The following is a 16,641-nucleotide window of genomic DNA, read 5'->3' on the forward strand; positions in this document are numbered from 1 at the left end:
GAGGAGGATCGCGCCAATAACGCGGTGAGTTTCCGATTCCGCGACGGGCACCAGGAGAATGGCATCCCGGTGGCCGAAGCGATCGCGCGCATCACGGCAGCGATCGCGACGAAAGCCCAGGTCTGATGGCCGGCGACTTCGACGGCGTGGAGTCTTCGCGAGACTTCGCCGCGGTGCCCGACGCGTTCCAGCGACTCTGGACGCCCCATCGGATGGTCTATATCGAGGCCGGCCCTGGCCCGCACGAAGACGAATGTCCGTTCTGCGTCGCGCCCGGCCTGACCGATGAGAAAGCACTCATCGTCGCGCGGGGTACGCACGCATTCGTTCTGCTCAACCTCTTTCCCTACAACTCGGGGCACCTGCTGGTGTGCCCGTACCGCCATGTTGCGACCTACGACGAGGCAACAGCCGAAGAGGTGGCAGAGATGGCCAGTCTCACCCAGGTGGCCATGCGCGTGCTCACCGAGACTTCGCGCTGTGATGGTTTTAACATCGGCATGAACCAGGGGCGGATTGCCGGGGCAGGAATTGCGGCCCACCTGCACCAGCACATCGTTCCGCGTTGGGCGACTGACTCGAATTTCTTTCCGATCATCGCCGGAACCAAGGCAATTCCGAAGCTGCTGGGTGAGGTGCGCGACGAGGTTTCACGCGCCTGGCCAGACAATTAGCCCGCGCGAGACCGGCTTAGAATAAGAAGGTCCCGAAGTGCTTCGGGACTCCAGAGAGGCAAGTGTGTCCGACACCAATAACACCGAATCCATCGGCTCGAGCCGCGTCAAGCGCGGACTCGCCGAAATGCTTAAGGGCGGTGTGATCATGGATGTGGTCACCGCCGAGCAGGCCCGTATCGCAGAGGACGCCGGCGCTGTCGCCGTCATGGCGCTCGAGCGGGTGCCCGCAGACATCCGCTCACAGGGTGGAGTCGCTCGGATGAGTGACCCGGATCTGATCGAAAGTATCATCGCCGAGGTCTCCATTCCGGTCATGGCGAAGGCCCGCATCGGCCACTTCGTCGAGGCGCAGATCCTGCAGGCCCTCAGGGTCGATTACATCGACGAGTCCGAGGTGCTGAGCCCGGCTGACTACGTGAATCACATCGACAAGTGGCCGTTCACCGTGCCGTTCGTCTGCGGTGCCACGAACCTGGGTGAGGCCCTGCGCCGCATCAATGAGGGCGCGGCGATGATCCGCTCCAAGGGCGAGGCCGGCACCGGGGATGTCTCCGAGGCGACCAAGCACATCCGCACCATCCGCTCGGAGATCGCGGCGTTGACGGCGAAGAGCCATGACGAGCTGTATGTCGCGGCGAAGGAGTTGCAGGCGCCGTACGAGCTCGTGCTCGAGGTCGCACGCACCGGCAAGCTTCCCGTGGTGCTGTTCACGGCCGGCGGGGTCGCGACCCCGGCGGACGCGGCGCTGATGATGCAGCTGGGCGCCGACGGAGTGTTCGTCGGCTCTGGAGTCTTCAAGTCGGGCAACCCGGAGGCGCGCGCGGCGGCGATCGTGAAGGCGACGACGTTCTTCGACGACCCCACGGTGATCGCTGACGCGTCCCGTGGTCTCGGCGAGGCGATGGTCGGCATCAACGTGTCAGACCTGCCGGCTCCGCACCGCCTCTCCGAACGTGGCTGGTAACTCCGCACCGATCGTCGGCGTGCTCGCCCTCCAGGGCGACTTTCGTGAACACCTCGCCGTGCTCCGCTCCCTGGGGGCGGATGCCCGGCCGATTCGTCGACCGGAGGAGCTTGCCGAGGTCGCCGGTCTCGTGATTCCCGGCGGCGAGTCCAGCGTCATGGACAAGCTGTCGCGCGCGTTCGGACTCGCGGAGCCGCTCAAGGACGCCATCCGCTCCGGCCTGCCGGTGTACGGCACCTGTGCTGGGCTGATCATGCTGGCCGACCGCCTGCTCGACGGCATCAACGGGCAGCAGACCCTCGGCGGGCTCGACATCGCGGTGCGGCGAAACGCGTTCGGCTCCCAGCTCGACTCGTTCGAGACCGACCTGGACATCCCGGAACTGGGGGGTCCGCCGCTGCATGCGGTCTTCATCCGCGCGCCCGTCGTCGAGGAGGCGGGACCGAGCGTCGTGCCGCTGGCGACTCTCGCCGATGGCCGTGTGGTGGCGGTGGAGCAGGGCAACCTGCTTGGCACCTCGTTCCATCCCGAGATGACCGGCGACACGCGGTTCCACGAGCACTTCCTGCGGATGATCGCCGCCGCCTGAGCCGGCCCGTCCCCATCCTTCTTTCTGAAAAAAGCGCGGTTCGCGGCCCGATACAGCGCCGTGCCGCTCGAATCTCCTGCGTTTCGGTCAGGCGTTTTCGGCTCGGGTTGACATTTCCGGCGGGGGAGCGGATCGCCGGACTGCTCGCGGCGGGGGATGCCGCGCGGCGGAGGGGGTTACGCCTCCCTCCGCGAGCACTTTTCCCCGCCGCCGGGACGGATGACTCCCGCCGCGAGGAATCCCGGGCAGATGACCGGTGGCACCCGGCTCCACGCGCACTCCCGGCGGATGGGCGCGGCCGCCCGAGCTCTCCCGCGGCAATCGGGGCGGTCGCGGACGGTCCGGGCCGGCGTGCCGGCCCGCACTGTCCGTAACGGCCCGGTGTGGCGCAGTGGGAGCGCGGCGGGAGCGGCCCAGAGCGGCCGAGGGCGGCTCACCGCGGCCAGGAGGCGGTTCAGGAGGTCGCGAACCGCTTGGCGCTGCGCTCCCTGGCCTTCGCCGCCTCGATTTCGCGGTCCTTCGGCGGCGTCGTGGCGACCAGGTCCTGGAGAAGATGCTGCGTGATGTGGGCGATCTCGTGGACGGCGCGGTCGAAGGCCTCCTGGTTGACCCTGGCCGGCTTTGTCGATCCGCTGATCTTCCGCACGTATTGGAGGGCGGCGGCCTGCACCTCATCTTCGTTGGCGGCGGGCTCGAAGTTATGGAGAGTGTGAATGTTTCGGCACATGCAGCGAGGCTAGAACGGGCCGGGCGCCCGATCAAGCCTGTCGGAGCATCGATGTCGGGGTCTGTATTGCGGCACTGGTTAGAATGTTCAGCATGTCAGGCCACTCCAAATGGGCAACCACCAAGCACCAGAAGGCGATTAAAGACTCTCGCCGTGCGAAGTCGTTCGCCAAGCTCATCAAGAACATCGAAGTCGCAGCCAAGCTCGGGGGTGCCGACCTCTCGGGCAACCCGACTCTGGTCGACGCGATCCAGAAGGCGAAGAAGACTTCCGTTCCCAACTCGAACATCGATTCGGCGGTCAAGCGTGGCTCCGGCCAGCTCGGCGTCGCGGTCGACTACAAGACGATCATGTACGAGGGATACGCGGCGGGCGGCGTCGCCCTGCTGATCGAGTGCCTCACCGACAACCACAATCGCGCCGCGGCGAACGTGCGCACCATCATGACCCGCAACGGTGGCACCATGGGCGATCCGGGCAGCGTGGCCTACAACTTCAGCCGCAAGGGCGTGATCTCGGTCACCAAGACCGACAGCGTGACCGAGGACGACATCCTCGCCGCGGTCCTGGATGCCGGAGCCGAAGAGGTCAACGACCGCGGCGCCGGCTTCGAGATCGTGACCGAGCCGCACGACCTCGTCGCCGCACGCACCGCGCTGCAGGAGGCCGGAATCGACTACGACTCGGCCGACGTGGAGTTCGTGCCCGGCGTCACCATCGCCGTGGATGCCGAGACCGCCCGCAAGGTATTCCGCCTGATCGACGCCCTCGACGATGACGATGACGTGCAGAACGTCTACGGCAACTTCGAGGTTCCGGCCGAGGTGCAGGCCACGCTCGACGAAGACGAGTAGCGAAGCGGTGGCCAGCATCAGGGTGCTCGGTATCGACCCTGGGCTGACCCGGTGCGGCGTCGGCATCGTGGATGTCACCGCCACGCGGAAGGCGACCCTCGTAGAGGTCGCGGTGATCCGCACGCCGCACGACATGCCGCTCGAGCAGAGGCTGCTGCACCTCGGCAACGAGATCGAGCGCCTGCTCGACACCCACAAGCCGGACGCCGTCGCCCTCGAGCGGGTGTTCGCCCAGCACAACCTCCGCACGGTGATGGGCACGGCCCAGATCAGCGGCGTCGCGCTCCACCTCGCCGCCAAGCGAGGCCTGGTCGTCGGGCTGCACACGCCGTCCGAGGTGAAGGCCGCGATCAGCGGCTACGGCTCCGCGGACAAGAAGCAGGTGGCGACCATGGTCGCCCGAGTGCTCGGCCTCGCGGAGTTGCCGACACCCGCGGACGCCTCGGATGCTCTGGCCATCGCGATCTGCCACGCCTGGAAGCGCGGAGCGGCCGTGGCGGGACCGGCGGGATCCCTCACGCCGGCCCAGCAGGCATGGCTCGCCGCGGAGAGAAGCGCGTCGAAGTCGGCCCCCAAACGTAGACTGGGAGCATGATCTCTTCTGTTCGCGGCGTCGTGCTCGCGGTGGCCGGAACGACGGCGGTGATCGAGGTCGGGGGAGTCGGGCTCTCGGTGAGCGTGACGCCCCAGCATGCCCTCTCGCTGCGCGTCGGCTCGGAGGCGATGGTTCGCACCGCCCTCATCGTGCGCGAGGACGACCTCTCGCTCTTCGGCTTCGTCGACACCGATGAACTCGCCGTGTTCGACCTGCTGCGCGGGGTGACGGGGGTCGGCCCCAAGTCGGCGATGGGCGTGCTGGCGGCGATGACGCCGACGCAGGTCGCGTCGGCCGTGGCCACCGAGGACGACGCGGCCTTTCGCAAGGTCTCCGGCATCGGCCCGAAGACCGCGAAACTCATCGTCGTGTCCCTCGCCGGCAAGATGCAGGCCATCACCACGTCGGCGGTGCGAGCGCCGATAGTCCGCGCGACCGTCAGCGACAACGTGCTCGTGGCCCTCGTCGGCCTCGGCTGGTCGGAGCGCGTCGCGGCCCAGGCCGTGGATGAGGCCCTCGCCAGCGCCGGCACAGACGAGACGGCGACGGTGCCGGCCCTGCTGCGCCTCGCCCTCACCCGGCTCGGGCCCCAGCAGCCGCTGAGCGCGGCCTCCGCCCGAGGATCGAGCGGCCAGTGAGCGACTCCGAAGACCTCTCGGTCGCGATCGTGCGCCCGACCCCTGAGTCGGATGCCGAGCTCGCCTTCGAGGGCGCCCTGCGCCCCAAGACCCTCGCCGAGTTCGTCGGGCAGGCGAAGGTGCGCGCACAGCTTCAGCTGTTGCTGCAGGCGGCGACGCTGCAGAACCGCACGCCGGACCACATCCTGCTCGCGGGCCCACCCGGCCTCGGCAAGACCACCCTCGCCATGATCGTGGCCCAGGAGAGCGGGCGGCCGCTGCGCATGTCCAGCGGCCCGGCCATCCAGCACGCCGGGGACCTCGCCGCCGTGCTCTCCTCGCTGGTCCCCGGCGAGATCCTGTTCATCGACGAGATCCACCGCATGGCGCGCTCCGCGGAGGAGATGCTCTACCTGGCGATGGAGGACTTCCGCATCGACATCATGGTGGGCAAGGGGGCCGGAGCCACCTCCATCCCGCTCGATCTGGCTCCGTTCACCCTCGTCGGCGCGACCACCCGGTCGGGCCTGCTCCCGAACCCGCTGCGCGACCGCTTCGGCTTCACCGCGCACCTCGAGTTCTACTCGGAGCCGGAGCTCGAACAGGTGCTCGTTCGCGCCGCCTCCCTGCTCGACCTGCCGATCGACCGCGCCGCCCTCGCCGAGATCGCCGGGCGTTGCCGCGGCACACCGAGAATCGCGAACCGGCTGTTGCGTCGGGTGCGCGACTACTCCCTCGTGCACGAGACGCACGGGCTCGAGGCGGTTCACGCCGCCCTGCTGCTGTACGACGTCGACGAGCTCGGTCTCGACAGGCTCGACCGCGCGGTGATGGACATCATCCTCACCCGGTTCGACGGCGGACCGGTCGGTCTCAACACCCTCGCCGTCTCGGTGGGAGAGGAGGCCGAGACCATCGAATCGGTCGTTGAGCCGTTCCTCGTGCGCATCGGCCTGCTCACTCGCACCCCGCGGGGCCGGGTGGCGACGCGGGCGGCGTGGAAGCACTTCGGCCTGTCGAGCACCAGCTCCAGTGCCGCCGTCGGGCTCTTCGGGGATGACCTATAATTCAAGTTGGTCCTCAGCACGCAGGGTTAGACTCCCCGTGTTTCCCCCTCAGCGCTTGGAAGGTTCTACCCCCATGAAGTTCGACCCCACTCTTATTCTGATCGCCGTGGCGCTGGCGGTATTCGTCTTCTTCCAGTTCCGTTCGTCGCGCAAGCGTGCCAAGGAGACCGCCGCCCGCCAGGCCGCGATCGGCGTGGGCGTGGAGATCATGACCAACTACGGCCTGTACGGAACGATCCTCTCGATCGACGAGGACACCAACGTCGCCCTCATCGAGACGACCCCCGGAACGGTGCTCAAGATCCACCGCCAGACGATCCTCAAGGTCGCCGACTACGCACAGCCGGAGGAGACGGACACCGAGGCCGTCGTCGAGGACGAGCCCGCGGAGATCCAGCTCAACGAGGACAACGCGATCGTGGCCGGTGAGCCGGAATTCGGTGAGCGCCTCGAGCCCGAGGTGAAGAAGCCCGTGCGCAAGCCGAAGACCGAGCCCGGCGAGTAACCACTAACCTGATGACTGCTCGCGTGCGACCTGCGCGCCGGGCCTGAAGTGTGTCGGTGGCCGAGTTCCGCAGCGCACGCATAGAAAGCTGAGTTACCTGTGGCAAGATCGACCCCGGTCAAGAAGGCTCTGCGGTCTCTGACCTGGCTTCTGGTGATCGTTGCGGGACTGACCGCGATCAACGGTGCTGCCGTGATCTGGAATCACGCGTCCTGGGCCCCGAAGCTCGCGCTCGACCTCGAGGGCGGCACGCAGATCATCTTGTCGCCGGTGGTGGCGAACGGTGCCGCGGCTCCGTCGAGCCAGCAGCTCGAGCAGGCGGTGGCGATCATCCGCCAGCGCATCGACGCGAGCGGCGTGTCCGAGGCGGAGATCAACACCCAGGGCAGTCAGAACGTGGTCGTCTCGATCCCGGGAATCCCGGACCAGGCGACCATCGACCGCATCGAGTCCTCGGCCAAGCTCGAGTTCCGTCCGGTGCTCGTGTCGGAGCAGGCGCCCACGAGCTCGGTCGGAACGCCGAGCGCGACGCCGAGCGCCGGGGCGTCTGAGACCCCGTTGCCCTCGACGCCGAGCACGAGTCCGACGAACGCGAGCGACCTGGCCTGGGTGACCCCGGCGCTGAAGAAGCAGTTCGACGACTTCAGCTGCGACAAGGTCGATGCGGCAGGCACCAACGTGGCCGACCCGAAGAAGCCGCTCGTCACGTGTGACGACACCTCGACCTACAAGTACATCCTCGGCCCGGTCGAGGTGGCCGGTGAGACGATCACCGACGCGACCAACGGCCAGGTCACCAACTCGCAGGGCGCGAGCACGGGCAAGTGGGCGGTCAACATCGTCTTCAACGGCAAGGGCACCAAGCAGTTCGCGGAGGTCACGACGCGGCTCAACGCACTCACCGGCGTGCGCAACCAGTTCGCCATCGTGCTCGACGGCCGCATCATCTCGGCCCCCACCACCAACGCCGTGATCACCGACGGCAAGCCGCAGATCACCGGGTCGTTCACCCAGGCGAGCTCCAAGACGCTCGCCGACCAGCTCAAGTTCGGCGCACTGCCGATCGGCTTCAAGGTGGAGAGCAAGGACATCATCTCGGCCACCCTCGGCTCGAGCCAGCTGCAGAGCGGACTGCTCGCCGGCCTCATCGGGCTCACCCTCGTGGTGCTGTACTCCCTGTTGCAGTACCGCACCCTTGGCCTGCTCACCGTGGCGTCGCTCGTCGTCGCCGCCGTGATCACCTACCTGGTGGTGGTGTTCCTCTCCTGGCGGGAGGGCTACCGGCTCTCGCTCGCCGGCGTCGCCGGCCTCATCGTGGCCATCGGTATCACGGCCGACTCGTTCATCGTCTACTTCGAGAGAATCCGCGACGAGTTGCGGGATGGCCGTCCGCTCGAGTCCGCCGTGGAGGCGGGCTGGAAGCGCGCCATCCGCACCATCATCGCCTCGGACACCGTCAACTTCCTCGCCGCGGCGATCCTTTTCATCGTGGCGGTCGGCAACGTCAAGGGCTTCGCCCTGACCCTCGGGCTCACGACGATCGTCGACCTCGTGGTCGTGGCGCTCTTCACCCACCCGATGCTGCAGATCATCGCGAGGCGTCCGTTCTTCGCCGAGGGGCACCGCTTCAGCGGCCTCGACCCGAAGGCACTCGGTGCCGTCTACCGAGGGCGGGCCACCTTCCGCGACCCGGTGAACGTGTCGGCGAGCAAGAAGGCCTCGGTGAGCCGCGAGGTGCAGAAGCGCCAGACCATCGCCGAGCGCAAGGCGGCAGAACTCGAATCGCAGGGCTCCTCCAATTCCAGTAAGAGCACCAAGGGGAAGGATTCCTGATGGCCAGCTTCGCCCAGTTCGGCAATGACCTCTACACCGGCAAGCGCTCGTACAACATCGTCGGCCGCCGCAAGATCTGGTACGGCATCGCCGCGGTGATGATCCTCGCCGCGATCGTGATCCCGTTCCTTCGCGGCGGGTTCATCTTCGGCATCGAGTTCCGTGGCGGCTCGCAGTTCCAGGTCTCCAACACCACCAACCTGAGCCAGCCGTTCGCCTCGGACACGGTGACCAAGGTCGCGCCCAGCTCCAACCCGCGCGTGTCGATCGTGGGCGGTGACTCCGTGCGCATCCAGACCGACCAGCTGTCGGACACCGAGAGCGTGAAGATCCAGCAGGCCCTCGCCGCCGCGTACGACGTGCCCGTGAAGAGCGTGACGGCGTCGTTCATCGGCGCCACCTGGGGCCAGGACATCACCCGGCAGGCACTCACCGGCCTCGTGATCTTCGTCGCCCTCGCGGCCATCGTGATGGCGCTGTACTTCCGCACCTGGAAGATGTCGCTCGCGGCCATCGTGGCGCTTCTGCACGACCTGATCATCACGGCCGGCTTCTACGGAATCTTCGGCATCGAGGTGACTCCGGCGGCGGTGATCGGGTTCCTGACCATCCTCGGCTACTCGCTCTACGACACCGTCGTGGTGTTCGACAAGATTCGCGAGACCACGAGCGAGGACGGTTCCGAGTCCCGCCGCACGTTCGGCGAGTCGGTGAACCTCGCCGTGAACCAGACCCTCGTGCGATCGATCAACACCTCGATCGTGGCGATCCTGCCGGTCGGCGCGATCCTGTTCATCGGCGCCTTCGCGCTCGGGGCGGGCACGCTGCGCGACATCTCGCTTGCCCTCTTCGTGGGAATCATCGCCGGCACATACTCCACGATCTTCATCGCCGCCCCGCTCTACGCGCACCTGCGCAGCGGGGAAGAGGCGATCAAGAAGCGCGACAAGCGCACCAACGCCGTGCGCCAGGCGAGCGTCACCGGCTAACGGCACCAGCCAGACACAGCAGGAGAACATCAGATGAAGCAGTACAGCGAGGTCAGTGCCGCCGAGGCGATCGCGCTCACCGTCGGCGGCACCATGCTGCTCGACGTGCGTGAGCAGGACGAGTGGGATCGCGGCCATTCCCCGGCCGCCACGCTCGTGCCCATGTCGAAGCTGCCCGAGGGCCTCGAGGACGTTCCCACCGACAAGCGGGTGCTCGTGATCTGCCACGCCGGTTCCCGATCGGTGCGCGTCTCGAACGCCCTCCTCGACGCCGGCTACGAGCCCGTGAACGTCGTGGGCGGAATGCTGGCTTGGACGGCCGCCGGCGGCGAGATCGTGGCGGACGGCACCGACGCCCCTCGCGTCGACTGATCCGCCCGGCCATGCGATCCGCCGTAGCGCCCACAGCGAACCGTGCGATGGGGCCCAGCCCGCGGTGATAGTTTGGCTGCGGGAGGAGGAGCGATGACGGAAACGACCACGCCCAGTTCCCTCACGCCGGCGTCGGGCATCCCGGTCGGCACGACGCTCTCGCCGTCGCTGCGCACGCTCCTGCCGCGGATCTTCTCGCGGGCCCAGCCGGTGGGTGCCGTCGACCTGCTCATCAAGACCGCGAAGCTGCACCATCCGAAGGCCGATCTGGGAATCATCGACCGGGCGTATGCGGCGGCCGAACTCGCGCACCGCGGGCAGCTGCGCAAGAGCGGCGAGCCGTACATCACCCACCCGGTGGCCGTGGCGCAGATTCTGGCCGACCTCGGCATCGGTCCGAAGACCCTCGCCGCGGCGCTGCTGCACGACACCGTCGAGGACACGGAATACACCCTCGACATGCTTCGCCACGACTTCGGCGACGAGATCGCGATGCTCGTGGATGGGGTCACCAAGCTCGACAAGCTCAAGTACGGCGACAGCGCGCAGGCGGAGACCGTGCGCAAGATGGTCGTCGCGATGTCCAAGGACATCCGCGTGCTCGTGATCAAGCTCGCCGACCGCCTGCACAACGCGCGCACCTGGGGCTTCGTGCCCACCGAGTCCGCGACGAGGAAGGCGCAGGAGACCCTCGAGATCTACGCGCCCCTCGCGCACCGCCTCGGCATCCAGACCATCAAGTGGGAGCTCGAAGACCTCTCCTTCGCGGTGCTCTACCCGAAGATGTACGTCGAGATCGAGAACATGGTCAAGCAGCGGACCCCGCAGCGCGAGGAGTTCGTGCAGCAGGTGATCGATGCGGTCAACGACGACCTCAAGGCGTCGAAGATCAAGGGCAAGGTCGTGGGCCGCCCCAAGCAGTACTACTCGATCTATCAGAAGATGATCGTGCGCGGCCGGGAGTTCGACGAGATCTACGACCTCGTGGGCATCCGGGTCCTGGTGGGTTCGGTGCGCGACTGCTACGCCGTGCTCGGCTCCATCCATGCCCGGTGGAACCCGATCCCCGGGCGCTTCAAGGACTACATCGCCACCCCCAAGTTCAACCTCTACCAGTCGCTGCACACCACGGTGATCGGGCCGAAGGGCCGAGCGGTGGAGATCCAGATCCGCACCGACGAGATGCACCAGCGCGCCGAGTTCGGTGTCGCGGCGCACTGGAAGTACAAGGAGCGGGTGAACGGCGGCAAGGGTGCCGCGAGCGATCTCAGCGACGACGGCGACATGGCGTGGCTAGCGCACATCACCGACTGGCAGGCCGAGACGGCGGACCCCAACGAGTTCCTCGATTCGCTCCGCTTCGAGATCGGCGCCAAGGAGGTCTACGTCTTCACCCCCCAGGGCAAGGTGATCGGCCTGCCGGCCGGAGCGACCCCGGTCGACTTCGCCTACGCGGTGCACACCGAGGTCGGCCATCGCACCATGGGGTCCAAGGTGAACGGGCGCCTGGTGCCCCTCGAGAGCACGCTGTCGAGCGGCGACGTGGTGGAGATCTTCACCTCCAAGAACCCGGATGCCGGGCCGAGCCAGGGCTGGCTCAACTTCGTGAAGAGCCCGCGGGCGCGCAACAAGATCAAGCAGTGGTTCACCAAGGAGCGGCGCGAAGAGGCGATCGAGCAGGGCAAGGATGCCATCGCCCGTGCCATGCGCAAGCAGAACCTGCCCCTGCAGAAGCTCATGAACCAGGACTCGTTCAGCGAGGTCGCCGCGCAGATGCGCTACGAGGACATCTCCGCCCTCTACGCCGCGGTGGGCGAGGGACACGTCTCCACCCAGTCAGTGCTGGAGAAGGTGCTTGCCACCCTCCACACGGAGGCCGAGACCGAGGATGCGGAGATCCCCTTCCCCACGAAGGGTCGCAGCAAGGCGCTGCGCAACAGCGACTCCGGCGTGCTGGTACGCGGCGCTCCGGACATCCTCGTCAAGCTCGCCAAGTGCTGCACACCGGTTCCCGGCGATCCGATCGTCGGCTTCGTCACGCGCGGCGCCGGGGTGTCCGTGCACCAGGCCGACTGCCACAACGTCACCTCGCTGCTCAACGAGCCCGAGCGCATGGTGGACGTCGAGTGGGCGCCCTCCTCGTCGAGCATCTTCCTGGTGCAGATCCAGGTGGAGGCGCTCGACCGCGCCGGCCTGCTGAGCGACGTGACCCGCGTGTTGTCCGAGAACCACGTGAACATCCTGTCGGCCACGGTGTCAACCTCGAGCGATCGTCTCGCCTTGAGCCGCTTTGTCTTCGAGATGGGGGACACCACGCACCTCGACGGCGTTCTCAACGCCGTTCGACGCATCGACGCGGTCTACGACGTGTACCGGGTCAGCGCCGGTTAGGTCTGCCGCAGGGCAGCCGCGGCGATCAGCCGCGCGAGGGCGACGCGCTTGTCGGGAAGGTTGCGCCGACGGTTGAGCAGTTCGGCGCAGTGCTCGACGCCGAAGCCCCCGATGCGCATCAGTTCGGCGACGAGGGGCAGGTGCCGGTCGTCGAAGTCCCCCGAGCAGCGGACGAGATCGACCGCGGTGCGCAGCGGCGTCGTCACCGGCAGCCCGGCCACCTGCAGCAGGTCTTCGGCGTCGATCACCACCTCCCGCACCGACATTCGCAGGGCGATCGTGGGCCGGGTCCTCGCCTCGATGCTCACGCAGAACTGGTGCACCGTCGGGGGAGCGGGCTGCGCACCCAGCACCCAGGCCGCGGTGTGCCGCTCGGCAATGAGCCGAGGCGGAAAGCTCGCGAGCAGTGCCAGCGCGCGATGCGGCGCGATCTCGAACTCGTCGAGCGGGCTGAAGCACTCGTCGACGGAGTAGACCTCACCGTCGATGCGGGCGGCCGTCAGCTCCGCGAGGGGGAGGTCCCGGCCGGAGAGCACGCGGGGAAGCCGTTGCGACATCCGTCCATGGTCGCGGCTGCCGGCGGATGCCGACGGCCGCCACCGGCAACTGTGGAGAGAACCCGAAACCGGCAGCCGGGGAGGGCTACGAGCCGATCACCTTGAGCCACGCCTTGCGCGCCTCGAGGGCCTCTTCCGCATCCTTGATCTTCTTGGCGTTTCCGCCGGCCTTGGCGTCGGCGAGCTCGCGCTCGAGCTTGGCGATCGCGTCGTGAAGCTGGCTCGCGAGCCCCTCCGAACGCGCGATGCGCTCCGGGTTGCTCTTCTGCCAGTGGTCCTCGTCGAGCTTGCGCACGGCCGTCTCCACCTTGCGCAGCCGGTCCTCGATGGGCTTGACCTTGTCGCGCGGGACCTTGCCGATGGCATCCCAGCGGCGCTGGATCGACAGCAGGGCCTCGCGGGCCTTCACCCGGTCGGTCTCCGCGATGAGCGGCTCCGCCTCGGTGAGGAGGGCCAGCTTGAGTTCGAGATTGGCGCTGAACTCCTCGTTGTCCTTGGCATCGATCTCGGTCTTCGCCGCGTAGAGCGCGTCGCCGGCCGCCTTGAATCGAAGCCAGAGCGCGTCGTCGAACTTCTTGCCGGCGCGTCCGGCGGCCTTCCAGTCGTCGAGCAGGCCGCGATAAGACGGGATGCCGTCGAGCCCCTTGGGAATGAGGGCCTCGGCCTTCTCGACGAGTTCCTGCTTCTTGTTGCGGGCGTCCTTGTGCACGGAGTCGAGCTCGGCGAAGAACGCCTTGCGGTGCGTTTCGATGGTCGTGCGTGCGGCCCGAAAACGCTTCCAGAGTTCGTTGCTCTCGTTCTTGGGCAGGCGCGGGCCGTCCTGCTGGTGCTTCTGCCAGCGCGCGAAGATGTCGTCGAGCGTGGCGCTGACTGCCTTCCACTGCGCCTTGGCCGGATCCTGGGCCGCGAGCGTCTCCGCCTCCACGACGAGCGCCTCGCGCTCGGCGAGGGCGGCATCCGTCGCGGCCTTCGTCTCGGCGGGCTGCTTCTCGGTGAGTTCGCCGACGGCGCCGTCGAGCGCGTCGAGGCGGGTGATGAGCGACGGAAGGTCGCCCACCGCGTTGGCGCCGGCGACGGTCACCTTGAGGGCGGCGATCGTCTTCGCGACGTCCGCGGCGGCCGTGCCGCGCTTGATGCGCTGCTCGAGGAGGGTCACCTGGCCGGCGAGCTCCACGTATTTGCGCTGGAAGTAGGCCAGCGCCTCCTCCTTGCTGCCGTCGGGATACTGCCCGACGGCGCGCTCTGAATCGCCTTCGCGAACGAAGACGGTACCCGTCTCGTCAACGCGGCCCCACGGAGCCTGATCGTCTGTCGCCAAAAGCCTCACCTTGCTGCTCGGGCCACTGAATCGAAAATGGCCGGGTTCCAGACTATTGCACGCGGGAGGGGCCGTCAGCGGCGCTGGGGCCCCGAGCTGCTATTTCAGCGTCAGTTTCGTGATCTTGGTCGCCACGACGGGGGCACCGTCGGTGGTGCTGGTGGCGGTCGCGACGACACCCTTGCTCGCGATCGTGCTCACGAAGGCGTCGAGGCCGCCCGTGACCTTGCCGATGACCGTGTAGCCGCCGGTGGACGAATCGAGGGTGGTCGGGGCGTAGGTGATGAAGAACTGGGTGCTCTGGCTGAACGCACCGGCGCCACGGGCCATGGCGATGGTACCGGCCGGGTAGACCCCGTCGGCCGGGGCGTTCTCGATCGGGCCGAAGCTGAATCCGGCGTCGCCCGAGCCGTCTCCGTTCACCGAGCCGCACTGGATAAGGCTCGCCGTCGGGCTGTTGGTGAGGCGATGGCAGGTGGCCCCGGTGGTGGTGTAGAAGTTCTTCTGGGCGAGGGAGATGAACACCGATGTCGCCTGGGGCGCGGCCTTGCCGTCGAGTTCGATGGCGAGTGGCACCGCGTTGAGGTCGAGTTCGCCCGTCCAGGTGCGACCCTCGGCGATCGTCGACGGCGGCACCGTGCCGGTGTTCTTCGTGGCCTCAGGTGAGGCGCTGGGCGATGGACTGGCGGAGGGGCTCGCCGAGGTGGCCACTCCGGGCCCCGCGGTGAAGTAGAGCACCTGGGTGAGGGTGGCGAGAGCCACGACCACGACCACGCCAACGATGGCGACGATGTTGTCGCGCTTGCGCCGCTTCACCTGGTGCGTGTGCACCGCCTGCCGCGCGTTGTAGCGTCGCAACCGATCGCATGCCTCGCGTGCGTCGCGCTCGGCGTTCTTGCTCGGTGCCACGTGTCCTCCATCGATGCCGCAGGGGGTTTGCCCCCATGCACTGTATCCGAGAGTGGTCGGTGTCGCCGAAGGCGAGCGCGGAGGGGATTGACGGGGGCCGCACGTACGATTGAGGCATGGTGGATGCCCAGCTCGGCTTGCGCGCTGGCGCGACGCCCCTCGCGGTGCGGATGCGACCGCGCAGCCTCGACGAGGTCGCCGGGCAGCGTCACCTGCTCACCCCCGGTTCACCACTGGTGAGCCTCGCCTCGGACAAGACGGGGGAGCAGGGCTCGGTCTCGGTGATCCTCTGGGGTCCCCCAGGCACGGGCAAGACCACGCTCGCCCAGGCGATCGCCCGCAGCTCCGGTCGCAAGTTCGTCGAGCTCTCCGCCGTGAACGCGGGAGTGAAGGACGTGCGGGAGGTGATGGAGGCCGCGATGTCGGCCAGGGACCTCTACGGGGTGTCGACCGTGCTGTTCCTCGACGAGATCCACCGTTTCACCAAGGCGCAGCAGGATGCCCTGCTGCCCGGCGTGGAGAACGGCTGGGTGATCCTCATCGCCGCCACCACCGAGAATCCGTCGTTCTCGGTGATCTCGCCCCTGCTCTCGCGCTCCCTGCTGCTCACCCTCGAGACCCTCAGCGACGAGGATCTCGCCGTGCTCGTCGACCGGGCAGTGACCGACCCGCGCGGTCTCGACGACAGGATCGCCCTCGATGGGGATGCCCGGGCCGCGATCATCCGGCTCGCCTCGGGCGACGCCAGACGCGCCCTCACCGCCCTCGAGGCGGCCGCGCTCAGCGCGACCTCCACCGACGACGCCGACAAGCCGGTGGTGACGGCCGAGATCGTCTCCCTCGCCGTGGACCGGGCGCTGCTGCGCTACGACCGCAACGGCGACGAGCACTACGACGTGATCAGCGCGTTCATCAAGTCGGTGCGCGGTTCGGATGTCGACGCGTCGCTGCACTACCTCGCACGCATGATCGAGGCGGGCGAGGACCCGCGGTTCATCGCCCGCCGGGTGATGATCAGTGCTGCGGAGGACATCGGCATCGCCGACCCGCAGGCCCTGGTGATCGCCGTGGCCGCCGCCGACGCCGTGCAGTACGTGGGGATGCCGGAGGGGCGCATCCCGCTCGCCGAGGCCGTGGTCTACCTCGCGACCGCCCCCAAGTCGAACGCCGCATACATGGCGCTGGACGCGGCGATCGCGGATGTGCGGGCCGGCAAGATCGGCCGGGTGCCGAAACACCTGCGCGACGCGCACTACGCCGGGGCCAAACGGCTCGGGCACGGCAAGGCCTACAAGTACTCCCACGACTCGGACCTCGGCGTCGTGCAGCAGCAGTACCTGCCGGACGAACTTCTCGGCACCAACTACTACACCCCGACCGAGCACGGCAACGAGCGCGAGGTCAAGGCCCGCCTCGACAAGCTCCGCCGCATCATCCGCGGCGAGTAGCGATCTGTTAGGATGCTCTGTGGCCCTGGGGAGTAAACCCGGGCCGACCCCTCTTCCCAATCTGTCCGCGCTCACGCACGGGCCCCCGCTGTGCACATCCGCTCGGTGGGGGCGAAGAGAATCGAAAGGAATCCGTGTCTACCCAGTCACGTACCCGTAGCAAGACGCGCCTGTCGCGTGCGTTGGGCATCCCGCTCACGCCGAAGGCCGCCAAGTACCTCGAGAAGCG

Annotated in this window: 17 protein-coding genes and 1 pseudogene; 14 read left to right on the top strand and 4 right to left on the bottom strand. The window is 67.8% G+C overall.

What is annotated here, in order from left to right:
- Nucleotides 1-125 precede the first annotated feature (125 nt).
- The 3 genes from ACHZD8_RS14225 to pdxT all read left to right on the top strand — a co-directional run bounded on the left by ACHZD8_RS14225 (nt 126) and on the right by pdxT (nt 2,230).
- Nucleotides 126-674: an HIT family protein gene (locus ACHZD8_RS14225; protein ID WP_394771087.1), complete on the top strand. Its 549-nt coding sequence runs from the start codon at nt 126-128 to the stop codon at nt 672-674.
- A 64-nt stretch (nt 675-738) separates the two neighbouring features.
- Complete coding sequence (gene pdxS / locus ACHZD8_RS14230) at nt 739-1,641, top strand: pyridoxal 5'-phosphate synthase lyase subunit PdxS (protein ID WP_394771088.1); 903 nt, start codon at nt 739-741, stop codon at nt 1,639-1,641.
- Nucleotides 1,631-2,230, top strand: a complete 600-nt coding sequence (gene pdxT / locus ACHZD8_RS14235; RefSeq protein WP_394771089.1) for a pyridoxal 5'-phosphate synthase glutaminase subunit PdxT — start codon at nt 1,631-1,633, stop codon at nt 2,228-2,230. The genes pdxS and pdxT overlap by 11 nt, the downstream gene beginning before the upstream one ends.
- Nucleotides 2,231-2,684: 454 nt before the next feature.
- Here pdxT and ACHZD8_RS14240 read toward each other — a convergent pair whose 3' ends face one another.
- Nucleotides 2,685-2,957: a DUF2277 domain-containing protein gene (locus ACHZD8_RS14240; RefSeq protein ID WP_394771090.1), complete on the bottom strand. Its 273-nt coding sequence runs from the start codon at nt 2,955-2,957 to the stop codon at nt 2,685-2,687.
- 92 nt (nt 2,958-3,049) lie between these two features.
- On the opposite strand from ACHZD8_RS14240, the gene ACHZD8_RS14245 reads away from it, so the two are divergent.
- The 9 genes from ACHZD8_RS14245 (at nt 3,050) to ACHZD8_RS14285 (ending at nt 12,180) form a co-directional block, all read left to right on the top strand.
- Nucleotides 3,050-3,811 carry a YebC/PmpR family DNA-binding transcriptional regulator gene (locus ACHZD8_RS14245; protein ID WP_394771091.1) on the top strand — a complete coding sequence of 254 codons (762 nt, stop codon included), beginning with the start codon at nt 3,050-3,052 and terminating at the stop codon, nt 3,809-3,811.
- A 16-nt stretch (nt 3,812-3,827) separates the two neighbouring features.
- The gene (ruvC, locus tag ACHZD8_RS14250; RefSeq protein ID WP_394771103.1) at nt 3,828-4,406 is read left to right on the top strand and encodes a crossover junction endodeoxyribonuclease RuvC; all 579 of its coding nucleotides are present in this window, start codon (nt 3,828-3,830) and stop codon (nt 4,404-4,406) included.
- A complete protein-coding gene (gene ruvA / locus ACHZD8_RS14255; protein ID WP_394771092.1) occupies nt 4,403-5,044 on the top strand; it encodes a Holliday junction branch migration protein RuvA in 642 nt (213 codons plus the stop codon). Before ruvC ends, ruvA begins: the two co-directional genes overlap by 4 nt.
- Complete coding sequence (gene ruvB, locus ACHZD8_RS14260) at nt 5,041-6,090, top strand: Holliday junction branch migration DNA helicase RuvB (protein ID WP_394771093.1); 1,050 nt, start codon at nt 5,041-5,043, stop codon at nt 6,088-6,090. The genes ruvA and ruvB overlap by 4 nt, the downstream gene beginning before the upstream one ends.
- A gap of 73 nt (nt 6,091-6,163) precedes the next feature.
- On the top strand, nt 6,164-6,595 hold the full coding sequence (yajC, locus tag ACHZD8_RS14265) for a preprotein translocase subunit YajC (RefSeq protein WP_394771094.1): 432 nt from the start codon (nt 6,164-6,166) through the stop codon (nt 6,593-6,595).
- A gap of 99 nt (nt 6,596-6,694) precedes the next feature.
- Nucleotides 6,695-8,428 carry a protein translocase subunit SecD gene (gene secD / locus ACHZD8_RS14270; protein ID WP_394771095.1) on the top strand — a complete coding sequence of 578 codons (1,734 nt, stop codon included), beginning with the start codon at nt 6,695-6,697 and terminating at the stop codon, nt 8,426-8,428.
- Nucleotides 8,428-9,417, top strand: coding sequence for a protein translocase subunit SecF (gene secF, locus ACHZD8_RS14275; protein WP_394771096.1), 990 nt, complete (start codon nt 8,428-8,430; stop codon nt 9,415-9,417). Before secD ends, secF begins: the two co-directional genes overlap by 1 nt.
- 33 nt (nt 9,418-9,450) lie before the next feature.
- Nucleotides 9,451-9,789, top strand: a complete 339-nt coding sequence (locus tag ACHZD8_RS14280) for a rhodanese-like domain-containing protein (protein ID WP_394771097.1) — start codon at nt 9,451-9,453, stop codon at nt 9,787-9,789.
- Nucleotides 9,790-9,882: 93 nt separating this feature from the next.
- The gene (locus tag ACHZD8_RS14285; protein ID WP_394771098.1) at nt 9,883-12,180 is read left to right on the top strand and encodes a RelA/SpoT family protein; all 2,298 of its coding nucleotides are present in this window, start codon (nt 9,883-9,885) and stop codon (nt 12,178-12,180) included.
- Here the strand turns inward: ACHZD8_RS14285 and ACHZD8_RS14290 are convergent.
- From ACHZD8_RS14290 to ACHZD8_RS14300, 3 genes are all read right to left on the bottom strand, one after another.
- The gene (locus ACHZD8_RS14290; RefSeq protein ID WP_394771099.1) at nt 12,177-12,737 is read right to left on the bottom strand and encodes a type IV toxin-antitoxin system AbiEi family antitoxin; all 561 of its coding nucleotides are present in this window, start codon (nt 12,735-12,737) and stop codon (nt 12,177-12,179) included. The two genes, ACHZD8_RS14285 and ACHZD8_RS14290, sit on opposite strands and share 4 nt — an antisense overlap.
- A gap of 85 nt (nt 12,738-12,822) precedes the next feature.
- Complete coding sequence (locus ACHZD8_RS14295; protein WP_394771100.1) at nt 12,823-14,055, bottom strand: DUF349 domain-containing protein; 1,233 nt, start codon at nt 14,053-14,055, stop codon at nt 12,823-12,825.
- Nucleotides 14,056-14,154: 99 nt separating this feature from the next.
- Nucleotides 14,155-14,964 carry a peptidylprolyl isomerase gene (locus ACHZD8_RS14300; RefSeq protein ID WP_394771101.1) on the bottom strand — a complete coding sequence of 270 codons (810 nt, stop codon included), beginning with the start codon at nt 14,962-14,964 and terminating at the stop codon, nt 14,155-14,157.
- Between the two features lie 116 nt (nt 14,965-15,080).
- Between ACHZD8_RS14300 and ACHZD8_RS14305 the strand changes: the two genes are divergently transcribed.
- Nucleotides 15,081-16,412, top strand: coding sequence for a replication-associated recombination protein A (locus ACHZD8_RS14305; RefSeq protein ID WP_394771102.1), 1,332 nt, complete (start codon nt 15,081-15,083; stop codon nt 16,410-16,412).
- A gap of 134 nt (nt 16,413-16,546) precedes the next feature.
- A pseudogene (locus tag ACHZD8_RS14310) lies at nt 16,547-16,641 on the top strand (30S ribosomal protein S4); the annotation flags it as partial.

Origin of the sequence: Lacisediminihabitans sp. (assembly GCF_043726815.1) — a bacterium.
Taxonomy (GTDB): Bacteria; Actinomycetota; Actinomycetes; order Actinomycetales; family Microbacteriaceae; genus Lacisediminihabitans.